This window comes from Spirillospora sp. NPDC046719, assembly GCF_040645715.1.
GTDB lineage: Bacteria > Actinomycetota > Actinomycetes > Streptosporangiales > Streptosporangiaceae > Spirillospora.
On the sequence record NZ_JBEYYT010000052.1, the window covers coordinates 1 to 17390 of the forward strand.

Genomic DNA, 17390 nt, shown 5'->3' on the forward strand with positions numbered 1-17390 from the left:
CGCGGCGCCGGGCGCCCCCTGCGACGCGCCCGCCCTCAGGTACTGGACGAGCGCGCTGGTCATGGCCGCGATGCAGCAGCACACGAAGCCCAGCATCCAGCCCACGGCGGCGCCGGCCGAGCCGTCCAGCCCGTACCCGGCCAGCGCGCCCCCGCCGGCCGCGGCGACGAGCCATCCCGATTGCCATCGTCCCGGTGTTCCCACGGCGCTCTCCATCCCCGTCCGGCCGCGGCGCGTCGCGCGCCCCGCGGGCCGGGCGTCCGGTGCGGAGCCCCACTCCCTCACCAAGCACGGTACAGCGACGTACATACAATCGCCATACAATTGATGTGTGATCCATGGTGATACGTCGGTTGCCTGATGGCGAGAGTCATGCGAACTTGAGATCGGCAGGGTTTCCCCGGACGATGACCGGGAAAACATGCACCTACACCCTGTATCCGGGGCATGGAAACGACGGCGGAACGCCGCACCGGCACCCATGCCCCGCACGCCGTCCGGCACGGCCGGTCCGGATAGGAGAGAACCGCTCATGCCGAACCCCCGAGCAGCCTCCGACACGCCGGGCGAAGCGGCGCCCCGAGCCGAGGGCGTCCCGCAGAACGAGCGGGTGACGCTGAACCTCACCGGCAAGGCCGTCCAGGCGCTCCAGCGCCTCCAGGACATGACCGGCTACAACAAGACCGACTGCATCAACCGGGCGCTCATCATCGCCGCCGAGGTCGAGCGCATGTCCCGCGAGCCCGGCGCCGTCTACTGGCGCGAGACCCCCGCCAGCGACCTCATGCTCGTCCGCTTCGTCTGACCCCGCCCGCCCGGCCCGTCAGGACCCGGGCCGCCCGCCGTCCGGTGCTTCCTCGGGCGGAGGGCTCTCCACGGGCGGTCGACCCGGCGCGCGCATGACCTGGTCAGGGACCTTCCCGTCGTTGTAGTGCAGCCGCGTCCGGTCCGCCGGCCAGACCGTCGCGGTGAGGCGGAACGCGTCGCCCTCGGCGGAGTAGGCGGTGCGGATCGCCTCGAAGACCACGTCGGCCGCCGAGTCGCCCAGGCCGAAGAAGCGCTTCTCGTTGCCGTCGGGGACCCGCGCGCGGATCTCGTCGTGGAAGCCGACCTCCTTGTAGCCGAGGGTCTCGCCGAGGTAGCCGACAGCGCCCTGCGGGATGTCGGTCGGTTCGAGCAGCCGGGGCACCCCGCCGGTGGCGAACCGCAGCGGGTAGAACGAGGTCTGCAGCGCCCACGGCCGCTCGTCGACGGAGATCTCCTGGTGCCGGGAGACGAACGTCTCGCCGTGCTCGGCCTGGAGGTACCGGGCGATCAGCTGGGTGCCCTGCTGGATCTCCACCTTCACCGGTGAGACCGTCACGTCCTGGCCGGCGGGGATGAACGCGCCCCGCGGGGCCGGTCCGGTCGTGACCGCATGCGGACGGTCACGACCGGCCGGGCGGATCAGTACTCGCGGAGCGCGTCGAAGAGTCCGTCGCGCGCCCCCGGCTCGCGGGTGACCGGCGGGAGCGTCGCCGAGCGCCGGACGAGGTCCGCCAGCTCGGCGGGCCTCAGCAGCACGCCGCCGCCGAGTTCGACGGCGTCCTTCAGAACGGTGCGCTCGCCGGGGCGGCCGGAGACGTATCCGCCGATCCTCCAGCCGTGCCACTCGTCCCAGACGAGCGCCCTGTCACCCGACCGGATGGTGGCGTCGACGGGGCCCTTGGGATCGAGGTGGCTCGGCCCGAGCGCGATCCCCTGGGCGGCGAGCGCGTCCATGACGGTCGCGACGTAGCCGTGCGCGGCGTCGACCTCCGGGTCCTCGTGGTGGGCGAGAGTCGTGGTGACGGACATTGCGGTCCTTTGTGGTCGTTGGTTGATGGTCGGGCCGATCAGGTTCAGGATCCGCGGTTCCAGACCTCGGCGGGCACCTCTCCGGCGATGAACCGGATTCTGTTGTTGCCCGGCTTGTAAACGGTGATGGTGAGGCGGAAGGGATCTCCGTGCTGATCGTAGGCAGTGCGCCTGTGCTCGATGACGGCGAGGCTGTCCTTCGACAGGCCGAAGAAGGCGAGTTCCTCGGACGTGGGAGGCCGAGCATCGAACTCGTCCACGTAACCGGTCTGGTCGTGGCCGCAGTCTCGCAGGTAGGCGACGGTGCCCTCACGGATATCCTCCGACTCCAGGAGCCGGGGCGCCTTGAGTGCGAGCGTCAGCAGGAAGTAGGACCGCTGCAACGAGTTCGGGTCCTTGTCGTCGTCGCTCGCGTCGTTGCCCTCCCTTTCGTCGGCGGACCGTTTCGGCAGGATGAACCGCTCCTGCGACCGGCAGACCACCTGGGGACGCTGTTCGCCCGGGCCAGGGACGGGAAGCCCGAACGCCTTCATCTGGCTGTCCGTCGCCCTGCTGATGGACACGTCCGGGGGTGAGGCCCACGCCCGCAGATCCTGGCGCTCCATCTCCGCCATGAAGGCCCTGCCCTCGCCGCCACCGAAGGCGCGTCCGGGCGCCTCGCCGCCCAGGTCCGTGTCGTTCAGCGTGATGACGAACGGGCGGGCGGGCTCCACGACGTAGGTGCCCTTGTGGCGGACGGTCTGCACCCGGCCGCCCTTGCGCAGTTCCTTGACCGCCTGCTTGACGGTGTTCGGCGACACGTCCCAGCGCTCGGCCAGTTCCTGTTCGGTCGGCAGCCGGTCGCCGGGCGCCAGCTTCCCCGTTTCGATCTGGGCCTGGAGGTCGCGCGCGATCTCCATGTACTTGGGGCTGGTGGCTGCCATGGCGACCCCTCATTGCAATGACTCTGTTAGGACGGTTTTTTGGGAAGTAGTTCCGACAATCAGGTTTTGCCCGTCGATAGACCGGTTACACCATCAGTAGGGGCAGAAGCCGAGTAGCTGGCTCAGACAGTTGAACCGGTCTGATGCTACCGAGCGGATCACTGGGCCACCCAGGGATCTGTCCAGTTGGACAGCTGGTCGGGTTCACCAGTCGAACGTCCACTGGGAAGGAGCGCCCGAAATGGCCATCAGTCTCACCGTCTACCTGTGGATCCTCATCCCGCTCACGGTCTTCGTGGCACTCGTCCTCTCGATCGTCCTGGCCGGCCGGAGGTTCAACGGCGCGGTGTTCCGGTCGTCCGACGCGCCCGCCACGAGCCGCCGGGGCCTGTTCGTGAACGTGGTCCCGCCGACCGACCGGCCCGCCGCGGCCCCCTCTGGCAAATGAGTCACCGTCACCGCCCGGACGGGGTGCGGAGCCGAGGAGGCGTCGAGATGGAACGGAGCCGGGCGGTATCGGCCGGGACGGCGCCGCGCGGGCGGCGGACCGTACTGGACGAGCACCCCACGCCGGGCGCACACCCCCGGCTGGTGCTCGTCCGAATGCCGGCGGAGGACGGCGTGTTCGCTGCGGCAACTCAACGAGCCGCAGAAGGCGCCCAGGCCGGGCGCGGCGCGGGGACCCGGGCAACCGCCCGTACGGAAGCGGTGGACGCCTGGAGTGCCGTGGGTTCCGTGGCCGCCGGTGTCGCGGTCCTGGTGATCGCGATCGGGCTGGGGCGCCGGACCGGCGCTCCGCCCGGGGTGACCGCGGCCTGGTCGGTCGCGGCCTGCTCCGCCGTCGCCATGACCGGACTGGCCGCCGCGGCGCGGGCACGCAGAGGCGAGGCGCTGGCGCGGTTCGGGGTGGGGTGAGGGCGGTCGTTCGAACGGACGAGTGTCTTTTCGCTCCTGACATCCGGTCAGGTGGATATTTCAACAAAACCGGCTAAAGCGGTGGCGGATTTCGGGCGCCGCCGCCACCATGGTTCGCGCACGGCACGCGTGAGGTTCCCGCGCGCCGTGGACCCGCAGCCGAACGACCGGAGTGATCGCATGCCTGTCCGACCCTGGAGTCCCGAGGACCTCGGGCGTCCCACGGACGGATCCTGGGCCGACGTCGCGTTCGGGCTGGGCGAGATCTACGAGGACGAGGGCGACCTCGGGCAGGCCGCCGACTGGTTCCGGCGGGCCGCCGAGTCCGGGCACGACGCGGCGGCGCTGCGGCTCGGCGCGGTGCTCGGCCGGATGGCCGACGACGGCGCCGACGGGTCCGCCGAGGACCTGCTCGCCGAGGCCACCCGCTGGATCAGCGGCGCCCAGGACATCGCCACCCCGGACGCGATCGAGCTGATCACCGACCTGCTCAACCGGCACCAGCGGCAGGCCGCCCGCCGGGGGCTGGAGCCCGTCGGCCAGCAGTGCTGAGTGGACATTTCCGGCTCCCCGCCGAACCTGATCGTCGCGCCCGCCGTCGGACTCCATGGGACCCGGCCACAGGGAGGGCGAGGAGTTGAGCGGCGACGAGCCCGGCCACGTGCCTCCTGACCACAAGACCACCGTCGAGTTCGCGCGTCCCGCCCGGCCGGCCGAGCCCACCGCGACGCCGGCGGAGACCGGCGAGCCCGAGCCCGAGAGCGCGGACGCCACGGCACCTGACCAGCCCGAACCGGACGATCGGCTGATCGTTGGGCCGCCGCCTGTCGAGGGTCCTGTGGCGAAGCCGGTGCCCGGTGGAGCAGGTGCGGCGTCGACGTGGGAGAAGGGCGTCGCGTGGCTGCGGCGCTTCCCGGTTCCCCTGACGCTGGTCGCCGGGATGCTGGTCATGGCCGTGGCGCTGGGGGCGGTGTCGCTGTTCAGCGGAGGCGGAACGGACGGCGAGGAGGACGTGCCCCGGACGCCGGGCAAGACCCGCGTCCCGGCCTCGGGCCGTCCGTCGGTGGCGACCGGCAGCGGCATCAGCTACAGGCTCGTCCAGCAGGACGACGGCTACTACGAAGGCCGGTTCGTCATCACCAACCGCACCGGACGTCCCATGCGGACGTGGCGGGTGAGCTTCGACGCGCCCGGCGCCGACGTCCGCAGCGTCTGGGACGCCCGGCTCGTCCAGGGCGGTGCCCACCCGGTGATCGAGAACGCCGACGGCGCCGACCCGATCCCGCCCGGCGGCACCATGGACGTCCAGTTCGGCGCGTCCGGCGTCCCGGCGGCGCCGCGCGCGTGCCTGTTCAACGGCGCCGCATGCGGCTTCTGAGCCGCGTACTAGGCTCTCGACCATGCGTATCGCCAGGTTCTCCACCGACGAGGGCATGTCCTTCGGCGTGGTGGAGGAGAACACCATCGCCGCCGTCGCGGCCCACCCGTTCGGTGACCTGACCTTCACCGGGCAGCGCTTCCCGCTCGCCGACGTGCGGCTGCTGGCCCCGATCCTGCCCAGCAAGGTCATCGCGATCGGCAAGAACTACGCCGACCACGCCCGCGAGATGGGCGGCGAGCCGCCCGCCGAACCGGTGATCTTCGCCAAGCCGTCCACGGCGGTGATCGGGCCCGGCGAGGCGATCGCCTATCCGGAGAAGCTCTCCGAGCGCGTCGACCACGAGGGCGAGCTCGCCGTGGTGATCGGCCGCATGTGCCGCGAGGTCCCCGCCGCCCGCGCCGCCGACGTCATCCTCGGCTACACCTGCGCCAACGACGTCACCGCCCGCGACCTGCAGAAGAAGGACGGGCAGTGGACGCGGGCCAAGGGCTTCGACACCTTCTGCCCGCTCGGCCCGTGGATCGAGACCGAGGTCGACCCGTCCGACCTCGCGATCTCCACCACCGTCAACGGGGAGGTCCGCCAGGAGGCGCGCACGTCGCTGCTGCTGCACGACGTCCCCAGCCTGGTCGAGTACGTCAGCCAGGTCATGACCCTGCTGCCCGGCGACGTCATCCTCACCGGCACCCCCGCCGGCGTCGGACCCCTGGAGATCGGCGACGAGGTCACGGTCACCATCGAGAACGTCGGCGACCTCACCAACCGCGTCGTCGCCCGCGACTGACCCCGCTGTCGTACGGCGTCCCTAAGCTGGGGGGCGCCGTACGAAGGGGGAGGTCATGGCGTTCACCGGCTTCAGCGGCGAGGCGTTCGAGTTCTACGAGGGCCTCCTCGCCGACAACAGCAAGTCCTACTGGACGGCCCACCGTCGGGTCTACGACGAGCACGTCCGCGGCCCGATGGCCGACCTGTGCGCCGAACTCGAGGAGGAGTTCGGCGCGGTCAAGCTGTTCCGCCCCTACCGCGACGTCCGCTTCAGCAAGGACAAGACGCCCTACAAGACCCACCAGGGCGGTCACAGCGGCGGCTTCTACGTCCAGATCGACGCCGACGGCCTGATGGTCGCCGGCGGCATGTACGCGCCCACGCCGGAGCAGCTCCGCGGCTACCGGGCCGCCGTCGACGCCGACTCGTCCGGCAAGCGGCTCCAGGCCATCGTGGACGACCTGCGCGCCGCGGGCCTCGAGATCGCGGGGGACCGGCTCAAGACCCGTCCGCGCGGCACTCCCGAGGACCACCCCCGCCTGGAGCTGCTCCGCCACCGCTCCCTCTACGCCCACGAGGGCTGGCCCGCGGAGCCCTGGATGTCGACGCCCGAGGTCGTCGCCCGCGTCCGCGCCGCCTGGCGCCGCCTGCGCCCCCTCGTCGAGTGGGGCGACGAGCACGTGGGCCCGCCCGATTTCAGCCGCTGATCCCGCCCGCCGTGGCAATCGTTTTGGTCGCTGACCCCGGCGTCCTGTATTCTCTTCGAGGCGCGAGCGACCAGCCGGAAACGGCCGGGAAGCCCGTACCGCACTGGGGTATGGTGTAATCGGCAGCACGAGTGATTCTGGTTCACTTAGTCTAGGTTCGAGTCCTGGTACCCCAGCTCCGTCCACTGTCGTGGACAGGCCCCCGTCGTCTAGTGGCCTAGGACGCCGCCCTCTCAAGGCGGTAACGGCGGTTCGAATCCGCTCGGGGGTACATCAGGGAGAACGCGACCGCGGATCCGATCGGACCGCGGTCTTCCGCTTTCCGGGGCCGGGTCACGAGGCCCGCCGCCTGCGGCCGGAGCCGCCGCGGACGCCGAAGACCACCACGGCGAGCGCGACCACGATGATCACCGCGATGCCGTCGCGGCCGGACGCGAACGCGCGGACGGTGCCGGACGTCCTCGACCACAGCCCGTCGTCCGGTGTTCCGGCGCTCGCGCCCATCCAGATCGAGCCGTCGGCGGCGGAAGAGGGGCCCGCCGCCGACGCCCGCACCGTCCGCGGCAGGTCCGGATGCTCGCGCTTCATCCGCTCCGCGCTGACGGGGCTCATCGGGATCCTGCTGAAGTCGACGCCCCCGGTCACCAGCTGCCGGACCACCCGCATGTCGCCCCGGTCGACGGTCTGGGTGTAGCTGAAGTCGCCGTTCTGGATGGAACGGACGTAGGAGTCGTACACCTGCCGGGGCGTCCAGCCGTCCTGGAGCTCCGCCGGGCCGATGTTCCCCGAGCCGATCAGCTTGTCGAACGACGTGCGGTGGCCGTCCTGGTGCCGCTTGCGGATCCATTGCGCGACGATGCGGGCCAGGAACGCCCGGCGGATGGGGGCGTATTCGGGGGCGGTGTTGACGGCCTTGACGATCGCCGGCACGACCATCCGCTGCTCCAGTTGCTCGTTGCGCGCGTCGCTCGCCGGATCGGAGACGCAGGACAGCTTGCCCGCGTTGGCGATGTGCTGCGCCTTGGCCTTCACCGCCAGATCGGCCTTGAGGATGTAGAGGGACGAGCCGTCCACGCGCACTTCGACATCGCCGGGGACGATCCACATGCGGGACGAGTAGCACGCCTTGTCCGAGCCGGCGAGCAGCGCGTCCCAGTACCTCGCGCCGAGGTCGGTCTTCGGGTCCAGCAGCTTTCCCTCGGTCCGTTTCATGAGGTAGTCGGCTTCGAGCAGCGCCTTTCCGGCGTCGGTCCGGCCGAGCGCCGGGTCGATGACGCGGCTCGGCTCGTCGGGGTTGAGGTTCACCCAGAACCTGCTCGGGTCGAGCACCAGCCACGTCCGCAGATCGGCCGTGCTGCTCGTGACCGCGTCCAGGCCGGACGCGAGGTCGCCGCCCGTCCCGGGTGCCGTCGGCCGGCCGGAGAAGGCGTACTTCACGCCGCCCGAACCCGCGTCGTCCGACAGGTAGCGCATCTGCAGGGTGGTGAAGTCGACGCCGCCGAGCCCGCCGCCGGTGAGGCCCTTGACGACCCCGTCGTTCTCCTCCTCGCCGCCGCACCGCCCGGCCATCGGGTACGCCGCCGGTACCGCGGCCCGCCCGCCGCCGAGGGGAATGCCGATCGACCCGGTCTTGCAGCCCACTCCGAGGTTCTTCTTGGCCTTCGCCTCTTCCTCCTTCGGCTTCTTTATCTCGTAGCCGCCGTTCCTGAACGACTGCCGTTCCTTCTGGAGGGCGGAGTCGCGGTTCTTCTCGTCGTCGCCGTGGTTGTACCTGGGGCCGCCGTTCTTGCGCAGCGTCGAGTACTCGCCGTGCTTGGACTTGGGATCGGAGCCGAGGAAGATCGAGCAGCGCTTCTCGCAGTCCTGCCGTTCCGTCTCCAGCGCGTAGACACGGCTCGTCGGGATCCCCTTCTCCGCGAGCCAGTCGTCCACGATCTCCTCGGAGTGCGCGTCCTCCAGCGTTCCGATCTCGACGCGCTCGACGAGGGTGTAGTCCTCGTCGAAGACCAGGAGCGTGATCTTCTCGGGGCGGCCGTTCACCGCAAGGCGCGGGGCGTTCGGCGCGACGGCGTACCGGATCGGGCCGCCGTCGGTCTCGGTGTAGGCGAACGCGGCGATGTTGCGCCCCGGCGACAGCGGGGTGTGGATGGCGAGGTCGCCGGGATCGACGACCTTCGTCGGCGCGTTGTTCTGGGGCGGCGCGATCTTGTCCGCGAGGTGGGCGTCGTACTCCTTGATGTACGCCTTGATCGCCATGCCCTCGGCCGTCGTCCCCCAGGGCACCTTGTTGGCCGAGGGGACGGCCTGCGCTGGGCCGTCCTGAGGCGGGGCCGCGAGTGCGCCGGGCGCGGCGAAGGCGAGCGCGGCGGCGAGCGCGGCGGTGACGGCGGCGCCGCGGCGGGAGCGCTCAGGAAGCCGGTGGCGCATCGTCGCCTCCTGGTCCCTGCTCCTGCGGGGGTGCCGGGCGGGGCGCCGGTGGACGGGGTGGTGGCGGGGCGTTCCACGGGCCGGGCGCGCCATAGGGCGGCCGGGCCTGCGGCGGACCGGCATAAGGCGGCGGACCGGCATAAGGCGGCGGACCGGGATGAGGCGGCGGGCCGTATCCGGGCGGGGGCTGCTGGAAGCCGGGGCCGGGCGGGTACTGCGGAGGCGGGTAAGCCCGTGGCGGTTGGACGGGGTATCCGGCAGGCGGCGCGCCGGGTGGACGCCCCGTCGGCTTCGGGGCCAGGTCGAGGCCGGTGGCCCGCAGGTAGGCGGTCAGGGTCGGGGACGGGCCGGGACCGCTGGACGGGCCGCCCGCCGTCGCGGCACCGCGCTTGTAAGCGGTGGCTGCGGCGGCGGAGAGGGCACCGAGGGCCAGAAGCGCGACGATCGTGACGCCGCCGAGCGAGGTTCCGGTCGAGCAGGTGTGGCCGTGCCCGAAATCGTGCTTCCGCAGGTCGAGGGACGGCTTGTAGTCGTAGCTGACGTCGCAGGCGGACGCGCTCTGCGGCGCGAGCGGCAGCAGGAGCCCGGCGGCGAGGACCGTCCCGGCGGCGAAGCGGAGGGCGCGGCGGGTCATGGCGCCGCCTGCCCGGGATGCGGGGCCGCCGGGGCCGCCGGAGCGGCGGCGGCGCGTGCCTTCAGCCGCATCACTTTCGCGCGCAACGCGTCTCCCTCCTCGCGGGCCGGGCCGTCGGCGTCGTCCATGTGCCGCCAGCGCCAGGCGGCGAGGTCGAGTTGGGCCGCCTGCAGGCGGCTGAGGGCGCGCAGCCCGTTCCATCCGTGCAGGCGCCAGGTGCCGGCAAGGGTCCAGAACCGCAGGGCCGGGTCGATGAGGAACGGCGCCTCCTGCCGGGTGACGGCCGGGCCGGCCGCCGTCTCGGCGGTCACGCCGGCCCGCGCGGCGGCGCCCCTGGCGCGCGTCCCGAGGACCAGCAGCACGGCGGTGACCAGGACGAACGGCGCCTGGGGGAGCAGCCACAGGAACGGCGAGACGATCAGGGTGTCGAACGGGCTCCCGATGTCGACGTGGTCGTGGACGACGTGGGAGAGCCACGCCGACAGGACCTCGGTGGCGATGGCGCCCGTGGACGCGGCGGCGAGGGCGGTCAGGGCGGCGCGCCGCCGCTCGCCGCGCCGCCGCGCTTGGGCGGCGACGCCGATCCCGGCGCCGAGGAGGGCGCCGAACGCCACCTGCCCGCCGAGCAGCCCGACGGACTGCCGGATCCAGTACTCGAAGCCGCCGGTCGCGCCGTTGAACGCGCTGAGCGACCCGTACAGGCGGATGAACAGCACGCTCTCGACGAGGTTGTAGCCGAGGCCGATGGCGGCGCCGACGACGAGGCCGGTCACGGCGTCGGTGAGGCGGTGCCGGAACAGCACCAGCAGCAGGACGACGCCCGCCGCGACCAGCAGCGCGTTCACGACGCCGAGGTGCACGACGACGACGTCCATGACGCGGTACTGGTTCTTGAGCTGCGCGGTCAGCGACGCCTTGCCGCCCTTGCCGACGAACCCGCCGACCGTGCCGAACGCGAGGTTGCTCGCGGCGCGTCCGAGGCCGAACACGATCAGCGCGCCCCAGCCGAACGCGACCAGCAGCATCGCGAGCGGGACCCGGGAGAACCGCTGCCCGTGGTGCAGCAGCCAGAGCACGAACGCGGTGCCGGGGACGCAGGCGAGCGCCTGCGCCGGGTACTCCAGGACGACCACGAGCGGGATGAGGCCGAACGGCCCGAGCATCACCGCGATCGTCGCCCAGGTCAGCGCCCGGGCGCGGCGCTCGTCCGGCCGGGTGACCAGCACGAATCCCTGGACGAGGGCCCCGATCGCGATGCCGGCGAGGACCGTCCAGAACACGGCCCGGGGCGTGCCGAGGAGCCGGCCGACTGATCCTCCGCCGGGCGTCTTCTGGAAGATCGACAGGGTCGGCTCGTCCGGCAGCACGTGCGGGCGGACGAGGTTGAGCAGCAGTTCGAGCAGGTACAGCGCGATGGCCAGCCGGACGACCAGGAGCGCCCGCCCGCGGGCCGCCGCGTCGTCGCGGACGGCCGCCCGGAACGCCGCGAGCGGCGCCGGCGCCGGGGTCGCCGGGGGGACGGCGGTCATGGCGCGCCTCCCGGGATCTGCGGAATGCTCGGCAGGTCCGTCGGGAACGACGGCATCTGCGTCGGGAAGTCCGTGGGGAGCTGCGTCGGCAGGCCGGTCCCGCCGGGCGGGACGCTGGGGAGCGTCGTCGGCAGGTCCGGCATGCTGGGCCGCACCGGGGTCGGCATCGCCGGCATCGTGGGGGTCTGTGGAGCGTTGGCGCCGGTCAGGTCGATGACCAGGGCGGCGGCGAACAGTACGGCGCCGGCGAGCGCGCCCGCCGTCAGGAGCAGCAGCTGCGGGCGGGGCGCGCCGGACGCGCCGGCTTCGCGATTGTCGTTCATCGTCCCTGTCGCTTTGTGCGATGTGATGAGGGCTCGTCGCGCGCCGCGTGCGGGGAGCGTGATCGGCGTCGCGTTCCGTTGCGTATGGATCGGGATCCGGGCGGGGGACTGACGGATCGAAGGGTAGGCACGGCCGGTATACGTCGGGAATACGGCCCGCAGTCGGACGGAGCGGCCGGACGGAGCGGCCGGACGGAACAGCCTCGGCCGCCGAGACGGCCGAGGCTGTTCTCTCTCACGGGCTGGGGACCGGTTCCCGGTCGGGTGCGGGGCGCGCCTGGGCGCGGGGGAGGCGGTCGGGCCACCAGAAGCGGGGGCCGGTGTCGAGGGCCAGCGCGGGGACGAGCACCGGCCGGACGACGAAGGTGTCGAGCAGCACGCCGAGGGAGACCAGCACGCCGATCTCCCCGAACATCGTCACGGGCATGACGCCGAGGACGCCGAAGGTGCTGGCGAGGACGCGGGAGACGAGGAACAGGTTGTAGTCGACGCCGAGCGCGACCATGAACAGGAAGTCCATCAGCGCGACCTGGACGTCCATGGCCGGGAAGCCGAACGCGTGGCGGAAGCGCAGCCACGACCCGTCCAGCGCGGCGAAGTAGGACGCGACGACGGTCGCCATCACCAGCAGCGGGGCGACGAGGGCGCGGAGCAGCGCGATCAGCACGGCCAGCACGACGCCGAGGACCAGCGGGATCACGATGCGGCGGTCGTGGGCCTGCGCGTCGGCGAGGTCGAGTTCGCTCGCCGCGCCGCCGCCGACGAGCGCGCCGGGCGCCGCGCGGCGGATCCGCTCGACGGTCCGCTTGGCGGCGGCGCTGTCGGGCGGGGAGGTCAGGACGACGGCGGTGCGGGTGAGGCGGCCGTCGGTGGACGTCTCGGGCGTCCCGTCCGCGCGATGCCCGGGATCCCGCGAAGGTCGACCGGCCTGCCGCCGACGACCTGCAGCGGGCGGCTCTCGTCGCCGGGGAAGTGCGCGTCGGCAAGGCGCTCGCCCTGCACGGAGCTCGGGGTGGTGGTGAGGAAGTGCGCGCGGTCGAGGCCGGTGTGGATGCCGAGGCAGCCGGCGGCGAGCGCGGCGAGGACGGCCGCGCCGAGCGCCCAGACGAGGCGGGGGCACGCCGCGATGCGGCGGCCGGCGCGGTCCCAGGCGCCGCCGCGCGCGGGCGGCGCGTCGCCGAAGCGCGGGATGCGCGGCCAGAACACCCAGCGGCCGAGGACGACGAGCAGCGCGGGGAGCAGCGTCATCACGACGGCCGGCCCGCCGATGATCCCGATGGCGCCGATCGGCCCGAGCGCGAAGTTGAAGCCCATGCGCGCGGCGAGCAGGCGCAGCAGGCCGAGGCAGACGGTCGCGGCGGACGCGGCGACGGGCGCGGCGGCGCGGCGGAGCGCGACGGCCATCGCCCGGTGCCGGTCCTCGTGGCGCCGGAGTTCCTCGCGGTAGCGGGCGGCGTTGGTCACCTGGAGCGAGATCGCCGCGCAGGCGAGGGGCAGCAGCCACAGGAAGCAGCACGGCGGCGACGAGCAGGACCTGATGAGCAGCAGCGGCTTGTCGACCTTGCGGAACGCGTCGCCCGCGTCGAGCGCCGCGCCTGCCGGTCCCGTCACCTTCACCTGGAGGCCTTGCGGGACGTTCCGCGTCACCGCGTCGCGGACCTTCTCGGCGTCGTCGCTCAGGTGGTCGTCGTCGTGCAGGGGGACGGCCAGCAGGAGCGCGTGGCCGTCGCGCGACTCCTGCGGGGCACCGAGCGGCGCCGTGGCGAGCGGCGCGAGGGCGCGACGGCCTTGGCGCGGTCGGCGGGCGTGATCCCGGGGCCGGCCGTGCTCCCCGGTCCGGAGGGGCCGGTGCGGGCGTACACGATGACGGCGGGCGCCTGCCTGCCGTCCCGGAACCGGTCCGCCAGCTTCTCCACCTCGGTGGACTGGGCGCCGCGCGGGAGCTCGGCGGCGGACTTCGCCTGCACGACGTCCGGCAGCCTGCCCGCGAGCGGGACCGCCGCCAGGACGGCCGCGACCCAGAGCGCGAGGGCCGCCCATGCCGTCAGGCGTTTGCTTGAGAGCAGCATGAGGTGCTCTCCTTTCCGTGGGGGTTCTGCATTGCGTGAGCGCCACGCCCGCGGCCGTGGTGAACGGCCTCCGGCGTGGGTGATGCGGCCTCCGCCCGTCCGGGCCGCCGAGGGGCAACTCGGCGGCCCGGACCCGTGCGCGATCAGACCTCGGGGAAGGCCGGGAACCGGGCGTGCAGGGTGCGCGCGCCCCGCGTTCCCGCTGGTAGCGGGCCAGCGCCTCCAGCTCGTTCGCGAACTCCAGCCGCGTCAGCGCGTCGACGGCCTCGCGCATCGCGGGCGACTGCTCGCTGCGCGGCGGGAGCCGCCGGTCCGCCGGCACCGCCCGCCACCAGCGCTCCCGCCCGCGCTTGAGCTCGGGCACCTCCTCGACGAACCCGTACCTGGCGAGCTGCCGCAGGTGGTAGCTCGTCGCGCCGGTGCTCTGCCCGAGCTCGCGGGCCAGGGTCGTGGACGAGACGGGCCCGCGCCGCATGATCTCGGCGATCCGCTGCCGCAGCGGGTGGGCGAGCAGCCGCACCTGCCGCGGATCGGTGATCACCTCGGGCTCGGGCGGCCCCTCCGGACGCTGCTCCGGCGGCGGCCCGGCCGGTGGTCGCTCCTTCGTGCCCCGGACGGTCACCCGCAGGTCCCGGGTCGGGTTGCGTGATCGATCCGACACGGAGTGGAACAATGCCTGTGTCCTTGGCTGACGACCTCGCGTACGGTCAACTAAAGTCGTTGGGTCGGCGAGTTCGGGAGGGGCCGGATGGGCAACAAGACGGAAGAGATCGCGCCGGGCGCGACGCTGGCGGACAGGGTCGAGTGGCTGATCCGCAACCTGTGGCCGGCGGACGCCCATCCGCCCCGCAACAACGTCGAGACCGCCGCCGCCATCGCGCGCGCCACCGGGGAGGACATCTCGTCCACCACCGTGTGGAAGCTGCGCACCGGACGCCAGGAGAACCCGCAGCTCAAGACCCTCCGGGCGCTCGCCACCTTCTTCGGCGTGCCGATCGGCTACTTCGGCCGGCCCAGCGAGACCGCCCCCATCGACGAGGACATCACGCTCAAGGCCCTGCGCCGCGACGTCGAGCACGGCATCATCCGCCCCGAGGTCCTGCGCGCCCTCGTGGACCTGTCCCCGGAGGCCCGCTGGGTCGTCGACGAGATGATCCTCAGCGCCGCGGCGGCCGACCGGCGCCGCCAGGCCGCGCCCTGATCCGCGTTCCCGCACCTCCGAACGGCGCCGGCGGCCGCACGGCTCAGGGAAGGGCCGTGTGCCAGAGGGTCGGCGTCTCGCCGTCCATGCCGGTCGCCACCAGGCCCTGTCCTAGTGCGGCCAGGCCGGTGAGGCGCTGGCTTCCCTCTCCCGCGAGGCGGGCCCCGCGCGGACGGGTGATCCGCCACGAGGCGCCGTCCGCCGAACTCCACAGCGCGACGTCGTCCGTCCCGGCGGGTGTGCCCGCGAGGACGAACCCGCGCGGCGTCGCCAGGCTCGCCGCCAGCGCGGACGCCGGGACGGTCTGCGCGCGCCACGTCCGTCCCGCGTCGGACGAGACCGCGACGGCGTTGCCCGCACCCGTCGCGACCAGCGTGTCCCCGCGCGCGACGACGCGGGTGAGCGGCCCCTGCACCTGCGGCGGCCGCACCGTCGTCCACTTCGCGCCGTCGTCGGACGTCCAGACGGCCGGGGCGCCGTCGCGCTCACCGACCGCGACGTAGCCCTTCGTCGCGGCCGCGACGTCGTGCATCCTCCCGTCCCGCAGATCGCCGGAGCCGGCCGTCCACCGGGCGAGGTCGTCCGAACGCCACGCGATGGGCGCCTTGTCCGTCGAGCCGACGACGACGTAGCCTGCCTGGCCGTAGGCGGCGCCGGCCAACGCGCCGTCATCGCCCGCCGGGCCCGCGACGGGGTTCCACGCGTTCGCGTCAGCCGACGTGAGCAGCAGCGGCTTCGCCGCGCTCCGTCCCGCCGCGACCCAGCCCTTCGACCCGTACGCGGCGGCCGCGAGCCGTTGCACGCCCGGCCCGGTCAGCCCGGTCCCGCCCGCGCGTGTCCACGTCCGGCCGTCGCGCGTCGTCCAGACGGCAGCCTCGCCCGCGCCGCTGCCGACGGCCAGCGTCACGCCGTTGCCCGCCACCAGCCGCGTGATGGTCCGGTCCGGCGTCACCGCGCCCGGGATGGACAGCAGATCGATGTCCCCGTGGCGCGCGCCCGGCGCCGCCAGGTACGCGCCGGAGTCCTGGTGGCCCGCCACCAGCACGCCCTGCGGCAGTGCCGCCGCCGAACCCGCCTGGCGGCCCTGGTCCGTCCCGAGCCTCTCCACGGACTCCCAGTTCACGCCGTCCTTGCTGCGCTGCGCGGCCACGCGCCCGTCGGTGAGCGGGGTGAGCGCGGCCAGGCCCGCGTCGGATCCGCCCAGCGCGGTGAGGCTGGAGTAGGTGCGGCGGTCGATGGTGCTCGACCGCGTCCAGCCGACGCCGTCCGACGACCGGAAGAACACCGCGAGCGCCCGCTTCTTCGGGTGCTTCGACGACCCGCCCGTCCGGCGCCCCTCGCGCGCCGCGAAGAACCCGCCGGGACCCGATGTCAGCGCGACGACGGGCCCGTACGACCCGTCGCTCTGCGGGACCTCCGCGCGCGCCCACGTCCGCCCGCCGTCGGCCGACCGCCACAGATCGCCCTTGTCGTTCCGCACGACCAGCGTGGCACCGCTCGCCGCGATGCCCACCGGCTTCCCTTGCAGCGGCGCTTGCTGCCGCTGCCATGCGGCGCCGTCCGAGGACGTCCACAGGACCGCCGCGTCCTGGTTCGTCCCGATCGCGGCGAACCCCGCCGAGGTGGCCGCGACACCGGTGACCTGGTCGCCCGCCGTGAACGCGCCCGCGGCGCCGGCTCGATGCGTCCACGTGCGGCCGTCCGCGCTGGTCCACACGGCCACGCCGCCGGGACCGCGTCCCAGTGCCGCCCAGGCGCGGTCGCCCGCCGCGACGACCTCCGGCACGTCCTGGGCGGTGCCGCCCTCGTCCTTCACCTTCGCGGTGCTCCACGCCTTGCCGCCGTCGGACGACACGAGGATCTGCCCGCGCGGCGCGTCCACCGTCTCGCTGCCGACCGTCACCGCCGTGCCGCCGTGCACCGCGACCGCCGTCACCGTCTGCTCGTGGCCGTCGTACAGCGCGGACGGGACCGCGAACACCTTGTCGGCGGCCTCGGCGCCCGGAGCGTCCTCGTGCCCGCCGCCGTTCCCGCCGTCGCGGACCAGGTAGGTCACGCCACCGGCCACCAGCACCGCGATCGCCGCGACCGCGATCCCCGACCGCAGCCCCGGCCGGAACACGCGCGTGCCGCCGCCTTCCGGTGGTGTGGGCGCGCCCTGCGGCCGGTCGAACACCAGCGGGTCCCCGGGGCGCCCCGGCCCGGCGCCGCCGACCGGCGGCTCCGGCTTTCGGACGCGCGCCTGGCCCCCTGCGGCCGGCGGACGGGCCGCGTTGTTCTCCCGGCCGCCCGCGCTCGTTCCAGGACGTCCCATGACGGGCTCGCTCGCGGGGCGCGGCCATGGAGCCGCGGCCGGGATCGGCGCCGGGCGCGGCGGCCCCGGGCGCGGCGGCGTGGGCACCGGCTTCGCGACGGGTGGGGGCGGGGCTTCCAGTCTCCGCGCCGCGGGCGGAGGCTGCGGACGATTCGCGGCGGGCGGCGCCGCAGGTGAGGCCGCGCTTGGCGGGGCTGCTGCGGCCGGGGGGTCGGTGGGGGTGCTGCGCCAGCTCGCCACCAGTTTGTCGCCCTCGGCGGGCGGCGGTCCGGGACGGTCGCCGCGGCCCCAGGTCGGCGGCGGGGAGGGGGCGCCGGTCGGATCCCGATCGTCATGCCGGTCGGCCGTGCTCATGTTCGCCCCCCT

The 17390-nt window shown here is 73.6% G+C and carries 20 protein-coding genes, 2 tRNA genes and 2 pseudogenes; 10 read left to right on the plus strand and 14 right to left on the minus strand.

The features are described 5' to 3' along the window. Positions 1-204: hypothetical protein (locus tag ABZ914_RS12325; protein ID WP_500193042.1), on the minus strand; the 204-nt coding region annotated here is incomplete at its 3' end. A 328-nt stretch (positions 205-532) separates the two neighbouring features. Here ABZ914_RS12325 and ABZ914_RS12330 point away from each other — a divergent pair. Then, entirely contained in the window at positions 533-805 is a 273-nt protein-coding gene (locus tag ABZ914_RS12330; protein WP_500193043.1) for a hypothetical protein, read from the plus strand. Between the two features lie 18 nt (positions 806-823). Here the strand turns inward: ABZ914_RS12330 and ABZ914_RS12335 are convergent, their stop codons facing one another. The 3 genes from ABZ914_RS12335 to ABZ914_RS12345 form a co-directional block, all read right to left on the minus strand. Then, on the minus strand, positions 824-1363 hold the full coding sequence (locus ABZ914_RS12335; RefSeq protein ID WP_500193044.1) for a UTRA domain-containing protein: 540 nt from the start codon (positions 1361-1363) through the stop codon (positions 824-826). Between the two features lie 83 nt (positions 1364-1446). Continuing rightward, on the minus strand, positions 1447-1836 hold the full coding sequence (locus ABZ914_RS12340) for a DUF6292 family protein (protein ID WP_500193045.1): 390 nt from the start codon (positions 1834-1836) through the stop codon (positions 1447-1449). Positions 1837-1880: 44 nt separating this feature from the next. After that, entirely contained in the window at positions 1881-2759 is an 879-nt protein-coding gene (locus ABZ914_RS12345) for a GntR family transcriptional regulator (protein ID WP_500193046.1), read from the minus strand. Positions 2760-3000: 241 nt separating this feature from the next. Here ABZ914_RS12345 and ABZ914_RS12350 point away from each other — a divergent pair, with 241 nt between their 5' ends. From ABZ914_RS12350 to ABZ914_RS12385, 8 genes are all read left to right on the plus strand, one after another. Next, on the plus strand, positions 3001-3207 hold the full coding sequence (locus ABZ914_RS12350) for a hypothetical protein (protein WP_500193047.1): 207 nt from the start codon (positions 3001-3003) through the stop codon (positions 3205-3207). A 278-nt stretch (positions 3208-3485) separates the two neighbouring features. Further along, positions 3486-3674, plus strand: a complete 189-nt coding sequence (locus ABZ914_RS12355; RefSeq protein WP_500193048.1) for a hypothetical protein — start codon at positions 3486-3488, stop codon at positions 3672-3674. A 180-nt stretch (positions 3675-3854) separates the two neighbouring features. Beyond that, positions 3855-4226, plus strand: coding sequence for a hypothetical protein (locus ABZ914_RS12360; RefSeq protein WP_500193049.1), 372 nt, complete (start codon positions 3855-3857; stop codon positions 4224-4226). Between the two features lie 85 nt (positions 4227-4311). Beyond that, positions 4312-5052 carry a cellulose binding domain-containing protein gene (locus ABZ914_RS12365; RefSeq protein ID WP_500193050.1) on the plus strand — a complete coding sequence of 247 codons (741 nt, stop codon included), beginning with the start codon at positions 4312-4314 and terminating at the stop codon, positions 5050-5052. 22 nt (positions 5053-5074) lie between these two features. Beyond that, positions 5075-5839: a fumarylacetoacetate hydrolase family protein gene (locus ABZ914_RS12370; protein WP_190865047.1), complete on the plus strand. Its 765-nt coding sequence runs from the start codon at positions 5075-5077 to the stop codon at positions 5837-5839. Between the two features lie 55 nt (positions 5840-5894). After that, positions 5895-6527, plus strand: a complete 633-nt coding sequence (locus tag ABZ914_RS12375) for a DUF2461 domain-containing protein (RefSeq protein WP_500193051.1) — start codon at positions 5895-5897, stop codon at positions 6525-6527. A 104-nt stretch (positions 6528-6631) separates the two neighbouring features. Further along, positions 6632-6703: transfer RNA gene (locus ABZ914_RS12380), tRNA-Gln, on the plus strand. A gap of 22 nt (positions 6704-6725) precedes the next feature. Beyond that, a tRNA-Glu gene (locus ABZ914_RS12385) sits at positions 6726-6798 on the plus strand. 62 nt (positions 6799-6860) lie between these two features. On the opposite strand, the gene ABZ914_RS12390 is transcribed toward ABZ914_RS12385, so the two are convergent. The 9 genes and pseudogenes from ABZ914_RS12390 to ABZ914_RS12430 all read right to left on the minus strand — a co-directional run. Then, positions 6861-8954 (minus strand): hypothetical protein, encoded by a 2094-nt coding sequence (locus tag ABZ914_RS12390; RefSeq protein ID WP_500193052.1) that lies wholly within the window; start codon positions 8952-8954, stop codon positions 6861-6863. Beyond that, positions 8935-9588, minus strand: coding sequence for a hypothetical protein (locus ABZ914_RS12395; RefSeq protein ID WP_500193053.1), 654 nt, complete (start codon positions 9586-9588; stop codon positions 8935-8937). Before ABZ914_RS12395 ends, ABZ914_RS12390 begins: the two co-directional genes overlap by 20 nt. Further along, positions 9585-11117: a PrsW family glutamic-type intramembrane protease gene (locus tag ABZ914_RS12400; protein WP_500193054.1), complete on the minus strand. Its 1533-nt coding sequence runs from the start codon at positions 11115-11117 to the stop codon at positions 9585-9587. Before ABZ914_RS12400 ends, ABZ914_RS12395 begins: the two co-directional genes overlap by 4 nt. Next, positions 11114-11440 (minus strand): hypothetical protein, encoded by a 327-nt coding sequence (locus ABZ914_RS12405; RefSeq protein WP_500193056.1) that lies wholly within the window; start codon positions 11438-11440, stop codon positions 11114-11116. Before ABZ914_RS12405 ends, ABZ914_RS12400 begins: the two co-directional genes overlap by 4 nt. A gap of 235 nt (positions 11441-11675) precedes the next feature. After that, a complete protein-coding gene (locus ABZ914_RS12410; RefSeq protein ID WP_500193075.1) occupies positions 11676-12278 on the minus strand; it encodes an MMPL family transporter in 603 nt (200 codons plus the stop codon). Next, a complete protein-coding gene (locus ABZ914_RS12415; protein ID WP_500193076.1) occupies positions 12275-13051 on the minus strand; it encodes an MMPL family transporter in 777 nt (258 codons plus the stop codon). Before ABZ914_RS12415 ends, ABZ914_RS12410 begins: the two co-directional genes overlap by 4 nt. Beyond that, a pseudogene (locus tag ABZ914_RS12420) lies at positions 13052-13153 on the minus strand (hypothetical protein); the annotation flags it as partial. Beyond that, a complete protein-coding gene (locus ABZ914_RS12425) occupies positions 13117-13509 on the minus strand; it encodes a hypothetical protein (protein ID WP_500193077.1) in 393 nt (130 codons plus the stop codon). The gene ABZ914_RS12425 and the pseudogene ABZ914_RS12420, both read right to left, overlap by 37 nt. 373 nt (positions 13510-13882) lie before the next feature. After that, positions 13883-14350 (minus strand): annotated as a pseudogene (locus ABZ914_RS12430) (helix-turn-helix domain-containing protein); the annotation flags it as partial. Between ABZ914_RS12430 and ABZ914_RS12435 the strand changes: the two are divergent. Further along, positions 14258-14710 (plus strand): hypothetical protein, encoded by a 453-nt coding sequence (locus ABZ914_RS12435; RefSeq protein WP_500193057.1) that lies wholly within the window; start codon positions 14258-14260, stop codon positions 14708-14710. The pseudogene ABZ914_RS12430 and the gene ABZ914_RS12435 overlap by 93 nt on opposite strands. A gap of 43 nt (positions 14711-14753) precedes the next feature. Here ABZ914_RS12435 and ABZ914_RS12440 read toward each other — a convergent pair whose 3' ends face one another. Further along, a complete protein-coding gene (locus ABZ914_RS12440; protein ID WP_500193058.1) occupies positions 14754-17024 on the minus strand; it encodes a hypothetical protein in 2271 nt (756 codons plus the stop codon). Positions 17025-17390: the final 366 nt, after the last annotated feature.